The sequence below is a fragment of the Novosphingobium sp. fls2-241-R2A-195 genome (genome assembly GCF_030209485.1).
In the GTDB taxonomy this organism is placed as follows: Bacteria; Pseudomonadota; Alphaproteobacteria; order Sphingomonadales; family Sphingomonadaceae; genus Novosphingobium; species Novosphingobium resinovorum.
On sequence record NZ_JARVRY010000013.1, the window covers coordinates 179,799 to 193,332 of the forward strand.

Sequence of the window (13,534 nt, forward strand, 5' to 3'; positions counted from 1 at the left end):
CACCCATAGTCTGAAAATCCGCTCAGGCTGAGCTTGTCGAAGCCCCCCGAGGCAAGGCGTGACCTCAGACCGTGAAGCTTTCCCCACACCCACAGGCGCCCTTGGCATTGGGGTTGGCGAACACGAAACCGGCGGTGAAATCGTCCTCCACCCAGTCCATCGTGCTGCCCACGAGGTACAGCACCGAGGCCCCGTCGATATAGAACAGGCCGCCGGGGGTCTCGATCTTCTCGTCGAACTTGGCTTCCTCGGTCACGTAGTCGACCGAATAGGCGAGCCCCGAGCAGCCCCGACGCGGGGTGGACAGCTTCACGCCGATCGCGCCTTCGGGCGCCTCGCCCATCAGCTTCGCGATGCGGGTTTCCGCGTTCGGCGTCAGGATGACGGCGGCGGGGCGGGCAGGGCGGGTCTTGGTGGTGGTGGTTTCGGTCATGAGAGCCTCTTCTGCCAGAACAGCGCGTGTCCGGTTTCGGGGTCGAGCTGGTAGTCGCCGTAGCCCAGCGATGCGTAGAGTTCCTTGGCGCGCTGGTTCCCGCTCAGCACTTCGAGCGTGATCTTGCAGGCGCCGCGCGTACGGGCCTCGACCTCGATCGCGGCGAACAGGGCGCGGGCGATGCCCTTGCCGCGATGGCCGGGGGCGACGGCGATGTCGTGGATGTTGACCAAAGGGCGCGCCGCGAAGGTCGAGAAGCCGGTGAAGCAGTTGGCGATGCCCACCGCCTCGCCGTCGATTCGCGCGAGCAGGACAAAGGCGCCGGGCACCTGTGCCAGAGCCGGCACCAGCCGTTCGCGCACGTCGTCGGAGAGCGGCTCGCCACCGCCCATCGGATCGCGCGCATAGACGTCGAGCATCGCCACGATCGCCGCCGCGTCGGCAGGATCGGCGAAGTCGGCGCGCGCGATCGCAAGGTCAGGGGCGAGAGTATCGCTCACAGCATTCCCAGTTCCAGCTTGGCCTCGTCGGTCATCTTGGCCATGTCCCACGGCGGATCCCAGACGAGGTTCACTTCGCAGTCGCGCACGCCGGGCACCGCCGAGACGCGCAGTTCCACTTCGCCCGGCATCGATTCGGCGACCGGGCAATGCGGGGTGGTGAGCGTCATGATGACCGACACCGACGCCTCGGGCGAAACCTCGACGCCGTAGATCAGGCCGAGGTCATAGATGTTCACCGGGATCTCGGGGTCGAAGATCTCCTTCAGCGCGTCGATCACGCCGTCGTAGATCGCGCCGCCGGGGTCGGAAGGGTCGATCCCCTGCGGCTTCTCGGCGAGGAACCCGTCGAGATAGTCGCGCTTGCGTTCCTCCGGAGGGGGCACGGCATCGTCCACGCGCGCACGCGGAGCGGGGGGAGCCGCATCGACTTCCTCTACGCTGAATGCAGGCTTCTGGTCACTCATCCGAAAATTCTCCTGGTGCGCTCGATCCCTTTCAGGAGCGCCTCGATATCGCTTTCATCGTTGTAGAGACCGAAGCTGGCCCGCGCCGTCGCGGGGACGCCAAGGTGTTCCATCAGCGGCTGGGCACAGTGGTGCCCGGCGCGGATCGCCACGCCTTCTTCGTCCAATATGGTGCCGAGGTCGTGCGGATGCACCCCGTCGAGCGCAAAACTGACGATGCCGAGCGAATCGTCGGGTCCGAACAGCGTCACGTCGTTGCGCTTGCGTAGTTCGCTGCGCAGGAGGACAGCAAGATCACGCTCGTGCTTTTCGGCGCGGTTCAGGCCGATGGCGGCAAGCCAGTCCATCGCGGCGGCCATGCCGATGGCCTCGACGATGTTGGGCGTGCCGGCCTCGAAGCGCTGCGGCGCGGGGGCGTAAGTAGTCTTCTCGAAGGTGACCTTGTCGATCATCGAGCCGCCGCCGTGCCAGGGCTGCATCCCGTCGAGGATGTCCTTGCGCGCCCAGAGCACGCCGATCCCGGTCGGGCCGTAGAGCTTGTGCGCGGAGAAGGCATAGAAGTCGCAGTCGAACGCCTTCACGTCGAGCGCGAGGCGCGGGGCGGCCTGGCAACCGTCGATCAGCAGCTTCGCGCCGACCGCATGCGCCAGCTTCGCGGCGTGTTCCACGTGGAGCACCGAGCCGAGCACGTTGGATACATGGGCGAAGGCGACCAGCTTGTGCGCCGGGGTCAGGATGCGCGCGGCGGCTTCGAGGTCGATCCGGCCTTCGGCGTCGAGCGGGCAGACGTCGATCTCCACGCCGTTTCGCAGCAACTGCCATGGCACGATGTTGGAGTGGTGCTCCAGCGTCGAGAGCAGGATGCGGTCGCCGGGCTGAAGGTTCGCGGCAGCCCAGCTCTGCGCGACGAGGTTGATCGATTCGGTCGCCCCGCGCGTGAAGACGATCTCGTCTTCCTCTGCGTTCAGGAACGCGGCGGTGCGGCGGCGGGCCGCCTCGAACGCCAGCGTCATGTCGGCCGAGCGGGCATAGACGCCGCGATGGACGGTCGCATAGTCGCGGCCCATGGCAGCGACGGTGGCGTCGATCACCGCCTGCGGCTTTTGCGCGGTGGCGGCGGTGTCGAGGTAGTGCCAGTCACCCGCCAGACCCGGGAACTGGCTCTTGAGCGCGAGTTCTGCGGTGTCGAGACTCACAGGATCGCCTCCAGACGGGCGATCGCCGCCGCGCTCAGTTCCTCTTCGCCTGCCGCGCCGGTGAAGGCTTCGGCGATGAAGGCCTGCAGCATCAGGCGCTTTGCCTGCGGCGGGGTAAGGCCGCGGCTCATCAGGTAGAACAGGCCCTGTGCGTCGAGTTCGCCCACCGCGCAGCCATGCGCGGCCTTGACGTCGTCGGCGTAGATTTCGAGTTCGGGGCGCGCGTTGGCGGTCGCCGTACGCTCCAGCAGCATGGCGCGGACCGACTGCTCGGCATCGGTGCCGTCGGCGCCGCGCTCCACCGCGATGCGGCCGAGGTAAGTGCCGACCGACTTGCCCGCCAGCACCGTGCGCACGATCTGCTCGGAGGTGGCGTTGAGGCCCGCGTGGGTCACTTCGGTGACGATTTCCAGCGTCTCCTCAGCCGTAGCCAGCTGCGCCGCGCCCAGTGTGAAGTCGGCGCCTTCAGCCAGCCGTACGTCCACCGCGATGCGGCCATAGGCCGGCCCGGCGGTCAGCACGCGAAGATCGAACTTCGCGCCCTTGCCGAGCGTGATGGCGATGTGGCGGGCGACGGCTCCGGCACCGGTCTCGACGATCTGAAGCGTCTGCTCCGCGCCTTCGGCGACCACGATCTCCTCGGTCACGATCGGCCAGACAGTGCCCAGCGCCGCGATGTCGGAGTAGCGGAAATTCTCGTCCTTGCGGGTGGGGAGGGCGAGTTCGACGTTCATGCCGCCTCCTGCACCACCGCCTCGTAGCCCTCTTCCTCAAGACGCAGGGCAAGGTCGGGGCCACCCGACTTGACGATGCGGCCTGCGGCGAGGACGTGGACGAAGTCCGGTTTCACGTAGTCCAGCAGGCGCTGGTAGTGGGTGATCAGCAGCACCGCCTTGTCGGGTGCGCGCATGATCGCGTTGATGCCTTCGCCGCAGATGCGCAGCGCATCGATGTCGAGGCCGGAGTCGGTCTCGTCGAGGATCGCCAGCTTCGGGTTCAGGATGCCCATCTGCACCATCTCGGCGCGCTTCTTCTCACCGCCTGAGAAGCCGACGTTCACAGGGCGCTTGAGCATGTCCATGTCCATGCGCAGCAGGCCGGCCTTCTCCTTGGCCAGCTTGAGGAATTCGCCGCCCGACAGCGGTTCCTCGCCGCGGCCCTTGCGCTGGGCATTGGCCGCCTCGCGCAGGAACTGGACGAAGGAGACGCCGGGGATCTCGACCGGGTACTGGAAGCCCAGGAACAGGCCCGCAGCAGCGCGCTCGTGCGGTTCGAGTTCGAGCAGGTCCTGCCCGGCGAAGTCCACCGAACCACCGGTCACTTCATAGCCCGGACGGCCGCCCAGCGTGTAGCCCAGCGTCGACTTGCCCGCGCCGTTGGGGCCCATGATCGCGTGGATCTCGCCCGGATTGATGGTGAGCGACAGACCCTTGAGGATCGGCTTGTCGGCGACGTTTGCTGTCAGGTTATCGATCTTGAGCATGGCTTATCCTTCGTCGCTCACGAACGTCCCTGCCGGACGCGAGCCAGCCTTCTTGCGCGCGGAGCGCTTGTCGAAGGGCACGTTGAGTTCGGTGTTGATTTCGCGGACCACGGTATCGACCTGGCCGAGCACTTCCTCTTCCGAGAAGCGCAGCACGCGGATGCCGACTTCGGTGAGCTTGCGGTCCTGCAGTTCGTTGACGTCGGGGTTGGAATCCTCGGCGCTCAGCTGGATCACGATCCAGCGCGAAGGGCAGGCGAAATCGACGATCGCCGAGCCGACGATCGACTGCCGCGTGAACTTCACCCCGCCCAGCTGCGAGCCGGACAGCTTCGCCCACAGCGCCTTCTGCGCCTCGCTGGGGTTGCGGCGCTGGTCCTTGGCGCGCTCCTTCAGCGTTTCGAGGCGCGTGCCGGTGACGGCAAAGCTGGCCTTGGCGTCTGCCTTCGGCCCGTTGGAGGCGAGGCTGATGCCCAAAGTCTTGCGGGCGGCGGTCATGGTTTCTGGTCCTTCGTTATTCATGTCGGGGGAGGGGGTCAGCCCACGCTCCCCTCAAGGCTGATGCCCAGCAGCTTCTGCGCTTCCACCGCGAATTCCATCGGTAGCTGCTGCAGCACTTCCTTGGCGAAGCCGTTGACGATCAGCGCCACCGCCTGCTCGGTGTCGAGGCCGCGCTGCATGGCGTAGAACAGCTGGTCGTCGCTGATCTTGCTGGTGGTCGCCTCGTGCTCGATCTGGGCGCTGGGGTTGCGCACTTCGATGTAGGGCACCGTATGCGCGCCGCACTCCTTGCCGAGCAGCAGCGAATCGCACTGGGTGAAGTTGCGCACGCCATCGGCATTGGCGCCCACGCGCACGAGGCCGCGATAAGTGTTGTTGCTCTTGCCTGCCGAGATGCCCTTGGAGATGATCGTCGAGCGGCTGCCCTTGCCGTTGTGGATCATCTTGGTGCCGGTATCGGCCTGCTGGTAGTTGTTTGTGACGGCGACCGAGTAGAACTCGCCCACCGAATCCTCGCCGTTGAGGACACAGCTGGGATACTTCCACGTCACCGCAGAGCCGGTTTCCACCTGGGTCCAGCTGATCTTCGAACGCGCGCCCTGGCAAAGCCCGCGCTTGGTGACGAAGTTGTAGATGCCGCCCTTGCCGTTGGCATCGCCCGGATACCAGTTCTGGACGGTGGAGTACTTGATCTCCGCATCTTCCATCGCGACCAGTTCAACGACGGCGGCGTGAAGCTGGTTCTCGTCGCGCATCGGGGCGGTGCAGCCTTCGAGGTACGAGACGTAGCTGCCCTTTTCGGCGACGATCAGGGTGCGCTCGAACTGGCCGGTGTTCTCCGCGTTGATGCGGAAATAGGTGCTCAGCTCCATCGGGCAGCGCACGCCCTCGGGGATGTAGACGAAGGTGCCGTCCGAGAAGACCGCGCAGTTCAGCGTAGCGAAGTAGTTGTCATGGACGGGCACCACGCGGCCCAGCCACTTCTTCACCAGTTCGGGGAATTCGCGGATCGCCTCGGAGATCGAGCGGAAGATTACGCCCGCCTGTTCCAGCTCCTTGCGGAAAGTGGTGGCGACCGAGACCGAATCGAACACCGCGTCCACCGCGACCTTGCGCGCACCCTCGACGCCGGCGAGCACTTTCTGCTCCTCCAGCGGAATGCCCAGCTTCTCGTAGACGCGCAGGATCTCGGGATCGACTTCGTCGAGGCTGGCGAGCGCATCCTTCTTCTTGGGCGCAGCCCAATAGTAGGATTCCTGATAGTCGATCGGCGGAATATCGAGCTTCGCCCAGTCCGGCGGGGTCATCTCCAGCCACTTTGCGTAAGCCTTCAGGCGCCAGTCGAGCATCCACTCCGGCTCGTCCTTCTTGGCCGAGATGAAGCGGATGGTGTCTTCGGACAGGCCCTTGGGGCCGTATTCCTGCTCGATGTCCGAGGACCAGCCGTGCTCGTACTCGGCGACGCGGGCAGCAGCCTCGCGCGCGGCCTGATCGCGTTCTGGCGCGATGGGGAGGGTTTCTTCGGTCATCTCAAACTTCCTCGACGAGCTGGGTCAGCGCCACCTGGGCGAGCGCCCCGCGCACGGCCGCATTAACCTGCGGCCAGTGGCCTTTTACGTTGCAACAGGATTCCAGCGTGCAATCGCTTTTCGCGCGATCGATGCAGGCGGTGAGGGCGATCGGCCCTTCCACCGCCTCGACGATGTCCGCCAGCGAGATCGTGGCGGGAGGCCGTGCGAGTCGCAGACCCCCACCGACACCGCGCGACGAACGCATCAGTCCGGCTGCGGAGAGCTTACTCACCAGCTTCTGGACGGTAGGAGCAGGCAGGCCGGTTTCTTCCGCCAGCTGGGCGGCCGAAATGCGCGCACGCTTGCCGCCCGCCTGCTCGATGAGCGAGCAGGTGCCGCAATGCCGCGCCGCAGCGGACATTATGACGACGGCATAGTCTGTCATACTCGACAGGCGCATGAACGGGCTTTCCGGTTCCTGTGTTTAAATCGGATCAATTCTTTCCGATTTGCACCTAGTGCAGCGCGCGGCGGGTTTCAATGGCCGTTTCGCACCTGCGAGCGGTTCGCACGGTTGATCGCTGCCGCGCCATAGCTCGTCGCAAAAGATACGCAAGCCATGGAAAAAGGCTTGCTTAACGGTCGATCTGTGGGAGCTTGCCGTCAAGAAGCGCGAAAAAAGGCGGTTCCCGATCGAAATCGGAAACCGCCTTAAGTTATAAAGAACTCGAGCGCATCCCGCTACGAGCCCTTCGGGTCGCAGGACTCGTGTATGCTCCGGATGGGGCGATTTATTGTATAAACGCGACACGTTCGCAGGTCCGGATGGCTCGGGATGGCCTCTAACGGGCTTTTTCATCTCGCACCGCAGCAGAAGAAGCGTTTGAGCAACACTGCCGGGGGCGTTATGCGGCGCTCGTGCTCTATTCTCTCATCCGACCCGCCCTTTTCCGAATCGAGGCCGAGAAGGCCCATGGTCTTGCGCTCAAGGCCCTGAAGCTATCCGGCCCCGGCAGCGCGCCGCGCACCGATTCGGCTTTGGCCAGCACCGTGGCGGGGATCGCCTTCCCCGGTCCGGTCGGCATGGCTGCCGGGTTCGACAAGGATGGTGAAGTGCCGGACGCGCTGCTCGGCCTGGGCTTCGGGTTTGCGGAAGTCGGTTCGATCACCCCGCTACCGCAGGCCGGCAACCCGCAGCCGCGCCTGTTCCGGCTGGTCGAGGACCGCGCGGTCATCAACCGGATGGGCTTCAACAATGGCGGCGCGCAGGACGCGGTCTACCGGCTGGAGGCGCGTGTGCAGCGTCCGGGCGTCGTCGGCATCAACATCGGCGCGAACAAGGATTCGACCGACCGCGTCAACGATTATGCGATCATGGCGCGGCTGATGGCGCCGCTGGCGGGCTATCTTGCGGTCAATATCTCCAGTCCGAACACGCCGGGTCTGCGCGCTCTGCAGGACGAATCGGCGTTGACCGGGCTGCTCGAGGCGGTGATCGACTCGCGCGACGAGGCTTGCGGCGCAGGCCACCGGCCTCCGGTCTTCCTCAAGGTTGCACCCGATCTCTTGCCTGCCGACGTCGACGCCATCGCGCGAATCGCCATCGACAAGCAGTTGGGCGCGCTGATCGTGTCCAACACCACGATCTCGCGGCCACCGCTGGCCTCGCAGCACAAGGGAGAAACCGGCGGCCTCTCCGGCGCGCCGCTGCGTGATCTGGCGCAGCAGCGCCTGCGCGATTTCCGCAAGGCGACCGGCGGCGCGGTGCCGCTGGTCGGCGTGGGCGGAATCGCCAATGCGGCGGACGCCTGGGCGCGCATCCGGGCGGGGGCGAGCCTCGTCCAGCTTTACAGCGCCATGGTCTACGAAGGGCCGGGCATCGCCAAGGCCATCAACAAGGGCTTGCTCGAACTGATGCGCCGCGATGGCTTCGCATCGATTGCAGAGGCGGTTGGAACCGAATAAGCCTTTCTGCAATGTCCGGAAAGCTGATCCTGGGGCTGACTGCCTCGCTCGCCCTCTCTGGTTGTGCCGCGACGACGGCGACCATCCCTTCGCAACCCACTGCGAGCAGCCCTGCCGTAACCGGACCTGCCGTTTTCGACGCCGGTATGGTCAGCGCTGCCGATCCTCGTGCGGCGGAGGCGGGGGCCTCGATTCTCCGCCGCGGCGGCAGCGCCACCGACGCGGCGATCGCGACGATGCTGGCGCTAACCGTGGTCGAGCCGCAAAGCTCGGGCATCGGCGGCGGCGGCTTCCTGATGCTCGGCAACGAGAAAGGCGAGGTCGAATCGTGGGACGGGCGCGAGACTGCGCCGAAGACTGCGACGCCCGCGCGCTTCCTCGATGCCTCGGGCCAGCCGCTGCCGTTCCGCACCGCTGTCATTGGCGGACGCAGCGTCGGCGTGCCGGGTAACCTCGCGCTTGCCGCCAAGATTCACGCCGAGCACGGGCGCTTGCCGTGGGCGGAGCTGTTCCAGCCCGCGATCGACCTTGCGCGCGAGGGCTTCATGCTCTCGCCGCGTGGGTTCCAGTCGCTCTCGCGGCAGCCCGACACCGGCGCCCATGATGCGCAGGCGCGAGGCATCTACTACGGCGCGGATGGCAAGCCGCTTCCCGTCGGCACGACGATCCGCAACCCGGCGCTGGCGAGCACGCTGGAAATGCTCGCAGCCAAGGGGCCGGAAGGGTTCTACAAAGGGGACCTCGCGCGGGAGATCGCCGCCAAGGTCGCGGCCGAAACCCCTGCGGACGGCAGGATGACCGAGGCGGACATCGCCGCTTTCGCGGCGAAGGAGCGGCCGAGCACCTGCGCGAAGTACCGGGTCTACAAGATCTGCAGCATGGGGCCGCCGTCTTCGGGCGCGACCACGGTGCTGGCGACACTGATCCAGTTGGAGGGCTTCGACCTCGGCAAGCTCGGGCCGGACTCGCCGGTCGCCTGGCACCTCATCGCCGAATCCGAGCGGCTGGCTTATGCCGATCGCGACCTGTTCCTTGCCGATCCCGATTTCGTGAAGGTGCCGGTCGCGGCGCTGATCGATCCGGCTTACCTCAAGCGGCGCGGGGCGCTGATCTCCGCCGATCGGACGATGCCGACCGTGAGCGCCGGGTTGCCGGCGCCGAAGCTGGCTCTCGGCAAGCATTATGCCGAACACGGCACCTCGCACTTCGTCGTCGTCGACAGGCAGGGCGACGTCGTCTCGTGGACTTCGACGATCGAAAGCGCTTTCGGTTCGGGCATCATGGTTGGCGGGTTCTACCTGAACAACGAACTGACCGATTTCAGCTTCGCGCCCGAAAAGGACGGCGCGGTCGTCGCCAACCGGGTCGAGGGCGGCAAGCGTCCGCGCAGTTCGATGGCGCCCACCATCGTCTATGGCCCAGACGGCAAGCTGCTTTTCGTCGTCGGCGCCGCAGGCGGGGCGACGATCCCGGTACAGGTCATCCGCGCGCTGGTCGGCGTGCTCGACTGGAAGCTGCCGGTGGACAAGGCACTGGCGTTGCCCGTGCTTTTCGCGCCGACCGATACGATCAACGTCGAGAAGGGCTCGCCGCTGGAGGCGATGATACCGGCGCTGCAGGCGCTCGGCCATACATCGGTCCGGGCGATGGAGATGCCGCTCAAGACCAACGGGGTGCTGGTGGTGGACGGCAAGCTGATGGGATCGGGCGATCCGCGCACCGAAGGTGTCGCCGTTTCGCAGTAAGCTTGTGGCAACCCGCCAGCCCACCTAGACGTTCGCCTACGATAGAAGATTTGAGGATACACCGGGGGCCGCCATGGACATTGCCGATTTCGATAGCAGCGCCAACGTCGTGTCGCTTTTCCTCGCCCGCGCCGACGCGCTGGGCGAGGCGCCGATGCTTTGGGCCAAGCGTGATGGCCAGTGGCGCTCGATCAGTTGGGCCGATGCGGCGCGCCGGGTATGCCTGATCGCCGCATCGCTGCGCCGCATGGGCCTGCAGGATGGCGAGCGCGTGCTGATCGTCTCGGAAAACCGGCCCGAGTGGTGCCTTGCCGACCTTGCGATCATGGCGGCGGGCTGCGTGACGGTGCCGACTTACACCACCAACACGACGCGCGATCACATCCACATTCTGGAGAATTCCGGCGCCCGAGCGGCGATCGTCTCGACCGCGAAGCTGGGCAAGGCGCTGCTGCCGGCCGTGGTGCAGACCGACATGTGCCGGCAGGTCATCGGCATGGAGCCGCTCGTGCCGATGCAGGGCGGGGCCTATGAAACGCATATCTGGGACGAACTGCTCGAAGGTGATGCCACCTCGGCGCGCGCCGAGGTCGATCGGCGGATCGCGGACATCGGCCGTACCGACCTTGCCTGCATCATCTACACCAGCGGCACCGGCGGCGCGCCGCGCGGGGTGCGCCAGCATCACGGCATGCTGCTGTCCAACGTGGCGGGCGCCGCGCAAATCATCGAGCAGGACTTCGGCTGGGATCGGGGGCCGGACAAGCGCGAGATTTTCCTTTCGTTCCTGCCGCTCAGCCACGCTTACGAGCACACCGGCGGCCAGTGGCTGCCGATCGGGCTGGGCGGGCAGATCTATTATTCGGAAGGCCTCGACAAGCTCGCCGCCAATATCGAGGAAGTGCGCCCGACCGTGATGGTCGTGGTGCCGCGCCTGTTCGAGGTGCTGCGCACCCGCATCATGAAGCAGATCGAGAAGCAGGGCGCCGTCGCCAACCGCCTCATGGACTGGGCGATCGGCGGGGGCATGCGCCGTCTGAACGGCAAGCGCGGGCTGCTCGACTATCCGCTCGATCTGGTGATCGAGCGGACCCTCCGGCCCAAGATCCGCGCCCGCTTCGGCGGGCGAATGAAGGCGCTGGTCTCGGGCGGGGCGCCGCTCAACCCGGAGATCGGCGTCTTCTTCGACGCGATGGGGCTGACGCTGTTGCAGGGCTACGGCCAGACCGAGTCGGGGCCGATCATCAGTTGCAACCGCCCGTCGGCAGGCGTGAAGTTCGACACCGTCGGCCCGCCGATGCGCGGGGTCGAGGTCAGGATCGCCGCGGACGGCGAGATTCTCGTGCGCGGGGAACTCGTGATGTCGGGTTACTGGCAGAACGAGGCGGCGACGGCGAACGTGCTCAAGGACGGCTGGCTCCATACCGGCGACATCGGCCATATCGACGATCGCGGGCGCATTGCCATCACCGACCGCAAGAAGGACATGATCGTCAACGACAAGGGCGACAACGTCTCTCCGCAGAAGGTCGAATCGATGCTGACGCTCCAGCCGGAGATCGCGCAAGCGATGGTCTACGGTGACCGCAAGCCCTACATCGTCGGCCTGATCGTCCCCGACGCCGACTGGGCGCTGCAGTGGGCACGGGATAACGGCGAGACTTTCGATTTCCGCAAGCTGCAGGGGCTTCCGGCATTCCGCACCGCGCTGCGCAATGCGATCGACCGGGTCAACGCCGACCTCTCGGTGATCGAGAAGGTGCGTCAATACGCCTTCGCCGACGAGCCGTTCTCGATCGAGAACGAGGAGATGACCCCGAGTCTCAAGATCCGCCGGCACAAGCTCAAGGAACGGTACGGCACTCGGTTGGACGCGCTTTATCGCGCGTAAGGAAACGGTGGCGCGCTTCCTGCGTTGACGGGGCAAACGTCAATTACAGCGAGTGCGCCATGCGTGCCTTCCCCTGCCCGAACTGCCGCCGCCTGAATCATTTCGAAGTCCGGGTTTGCCCCGGCTGCCAGGCCACCCTTGGCTACGATCCCGAAATCGACGGCTTCCGCTTCCTGGCCGACGGCGCGACTGTCTGGCGCGATGCGCAAGGCGAGGTGGCGGATGTCGTCGTCTGCGCCAACAACAACGACTACCAGATCTGCAACTGGCTGGTGGCGAGCGACGACACCACGCCGATGTGCCGCGCCTGCCGCCACAACCGCACGATCCCGGACTTGTCCGAACCCTCGGTGCCGCCGCGCTGGGGCAGGATCGAGGCGGCCAAGCGGCGGCTGTTCCACACGCTGATGAGGCTGGGCCTCCCGCTGGAAACCAAGGCCGAGGAAGGTCCAGGAACACAGGGCCTCGCCTTCGATTTCCTCTACGATGCGGCGGCGGAGCAGGCGGGCAGTCCGCGAATCTTCACCGGTCACGACGGCGGCGTCATCACGCTCAACCTGATCGAGGCCGACGATGCCGAGCGTGAGCGGATGCGCCATGCGATGGGCGAGCCCTATCGCACCCTGCTCGGCCATTTTCGGCATGAAGTGGGCCACCACTACTGGTCGCGGCTGGTCGAGACCGATCCGGCCGAACTGGAGGCTTTCCGCACGATATTCGGTGATGAGCGGATCGACTATCAACAGGCGCTGCAGGCGCACTACAATGATGATGGGTCGAAAGTGTGGACCGACGCTTTCGTCAGCTTCTACGCGACCTCCCATCCGTGGGAGGATTTTGCAGAGACCTTCGCGCATTACCTGCACATCGTCGATGTTCTGGCGACGGCGGGCGGTTTCGACCTGTCGCTGGCTCCGCTGCCGGGCGACGAGGTCGGGCTGGAAGTGGAGCTGGATTTCAATCCCTACACGGCTGACACCCGTGCGCTGACCGAAGCGATGGGGCCGCTCTCCTTTGCGATGAACGCGATCAACCGCTCGATGGGGCAGCCGGATCTTTACCCCTTCCATCTGTCCGACGCGATCGTCGCCAAGCTGGACTACGTCCACAACCTGGCGGCGAAGGCACGGGCAGGGGGCTCTGTCGTCGAGCCGGTACCGGCTTAAGCGGCTTCCTTCTCGATGAACTCGGGATAGAAGCTCGGCTCGCGGTCGGACCAGCCGGGCGCGGTGGCGGCGGCTTCGCTGATCGAGTGGAGCAGGGTGCGGCGGCGGTCAGGGCGGATCTGCGGCAGTGCTGCGGCTCCGCAGAAGGCCCCCGGGAGCCACGGCCGTGCCCAGCCGCCTAGCAGGCGCTCGTAGAGGAAGCGGAAGGCGGAGAAGCTCGTCAGGCGTTCCTGCGCGAGGTCGAATGCGGCCATCCGCACCAGCTTGCCCATGAAGGCGTCGACGTCGTCGAAGCTGTAGTCGTCCGGCCGCATCGCGCGCAGGGCCTTGAGGTCCTGATAGGCGACGTACTGCTTTCGGATCGAGGCCAGTTCGTCCTCGTCGCGCGCCCAGAGCTTGAAGGCATCCTGGCGGCCGAGGCCGATATCGAGGCTGCGCCGGATATAGCGCTGCTCGCTGGGGGAGAAGCTGGCGAATTCGCGCAGCTCGTTGATCGTCAGACTAGCCGTACCTGTGTGGGCCATCGTGATTGTCCCTGATGTGTCGGGAAGATCCCCGTCACGAGTCGGATTTAACCACGATCATCCTTTCTGGACGGTTTACGATGCAAAGGTTTGTATGCGCAGTTTGCCGTCGGAAACGGGAAAGGTGGGAAGCCCGTCCCGTTTCGGTACGG

Annotated in this window: 14 protein-coding genes; 4 read left to right on the top strand and 10 right to left on the bottom strand. The window is 65.8% G+C overall.

Features of this window, described 5'->3' with window-relative positions; all coding sequences use genetic code 11:
* Nucleotides 1-64: 64 nt before the first annotated feature.
* From QRN25_RS11780 to QRN25_RS11820, 9 genes are read right to left on the bottom strand one after another with little or no spacing between them, the layout of a single operon-like run.
* Entirely contained in the window at nt 65-433 is a 369-nt protein-coding gene (locus QRN25_RS11780) for a HesB/IscA family protein (RefSeq protein WP_271182559.1), read from the bottom strand.
* On the bottom strand, nt 430-933 hold the full coding sequence (locus QRN25_RS11785) for a GNAT family N-acetyltransferase (protein ID WP_271182558.1): 504 nt from the start codon (nt 931-933) through the stop codon (nt 430-432). The genes QRN25_RS11780 and QRN25_RS11785 overlap by 4 nt, the downstream gene beginning before the upstream one ends.
* On the bottom strand, nt 930-1,400 hold the full coding sequence (locus QRN25_RS11790; RefSeq protein WP_271182557.1) for an SUF system Fe-S cluster assembly protein: 471 nt from the start codon (nt 1,398-1,400) through the stop codon (nt 930-932). The genes QRN25_RS11785 and QRN25_RS11790 overlap by 4 nt, the downstream gene beginning before the upstream one ends.
* Nucleotides 1,397-2,596, bottom strand: a complete 1,200-nt coding sequence (locus QRN25_RS11795) for an aminotransferase class V-fold PLP-dependent enzyme (RefSeq protein ID WP_271182556.1) — start codon at nt 2,594-2,596, stop codon at nt 1,397-1,399. The genes QRN25_RS11790 and QRN25_RS11795 overlap by 4 nt, the downstream gene beginning before the upstream one ends.
* The gene (locus QRN25_RS11800; RefSeq protein WP_271182555.1) at nt 2,593-3,330 is read right to left on the bottom strand and encodes a SufD family Fe-S cluster assembly protein; all 738 of its coding nucleotides are present in this window, start codon (nt 3,328-3,330) and stop codon (nt 2,593-2,595) included. The genes QRN25_RS11795 and QRN25_RS11800 overlap by 4 nt, the downstream gene beginning before the upstream one ends.
* A complete protein-coding gene (gene sufC, locus QRN25_RS11805; RefSeq protein WP_036525708.1) occupies nt 3,327-4,079 on the bottom strand; it encodes a Fe-S cluster assembly ATPase SufC in 753 nt (250 codons plus the stop codon). Before sufC ends, QRN25_RS11800 begins: the two co-directional genes overlap by 4 nt.
* Before the next feature lie 3 nt (nt 4,080-4,082).
* Entirely contained in the window at nt 4,083-4,577 is a 495-nt protein-coding gene (locus tag QRN25_RS11810; protein ID WP_069709257.1) for an endonuclease domain-containing protein, read from the bottom strand.
* 38 nt (nt 4,578-4,615) lie between these two features.
* Nucleotides 4,616-6,109, bottom strand: coding sequence for a Fe-S cluster assembly protein SufB (gene sufB, locus QRN25_RS11815; protein WP_211150716.1), 1,494 nt, complete (start codon nt 6,107-6,109; stop codon nt 4,616-4,618).
* Nucleotide 6,110: 1 nt separating this feature from the next.
* Nucleotides 6,111-6,551 (bottom strand): SUF system Fe-S cluster assembly regulator, encoded by a 441-nt coding sequence (locus QRN25_RS11820; RefSeq protein WP_008829384.1) that lies wholly within the window; start codon nt 6,549-6,551, stop codon nt 6,111-6,113.
* Between the two features lie 458 nt (nt 6,552-7,009).
* Here QRN25_RS11820 and QRN25_RS11825 point away from each other — a divergent pair, with 458 nt between their 5' ends.
* The 4 genes from QRN25_RS11825 (at nt 7,010) to QRN25_RS11840 (ending at nt 12,858) form a co-directional block, all read left to right on the top strand.
* Complete coding sequence (locus QRN25_RS11825; protein ID WP_271182554.1) at nt 7,010-8,056, top strand: quinone-dependent dihydroorotate dehydrogenase; 1,047 nt, start codon at nt 7,010-7,012, stop codon at nt 8,054-8,056.
* 11 nt (nt 8,057-8,067) lie between these two features.
* A complete protein-coding gene (gene ggt / locus QRN25_RS11830; protein WP_271182553.1) occupies nt 8,068-9,801 on the top strand; it encodes a gamma-glutamyltransferase in 1,734 nt (577 codons plus the stop codon).
* Between the two features lie 73 nt (nt 9,802-9,874).
* Entirely contained in the window at nt 9,875-11,692 is a 1,818-nt protein-coding gene (locus QRN25_RS11835) for an AMP-dependent synthetase/ligase (protein ID WP_271182552.1), read from the top strand.
* A 59-nt stretch (nt 11,693-11,751) separates the two neighbouring features.
* On the top strand, nt 11,752-12,858 hold the full coding sequence (locus QRN25_RS11840) for a zinc-binding metallopeptidase family protein (protein WP_271182551.1): 1,107 nt from the start codon (nt 11,752-11,754) through the stop codon (nt 12,856-12,858).
* Here the strand turns inward: QRN25_RS11840 and QRN25_RS11845 are convergent.
* Nucleotides 12,855-13,382, bottom strand: a complete 528-nt coding sequence (locus QRN25_RS11845) for a hypothetical protein (RefSeq protein WP_008829389.1) — start codon at nt 13,380-13,382, stop codon at nt 12,855-12,857. The two genes, QRN25_RS11840 and QRN25_RS11845, sit on opposite strands and share 4 nt — an antisense overlap.
* Between the last annotated feature and the right edge of the window lie 152 nt (nt 13,383-13,534).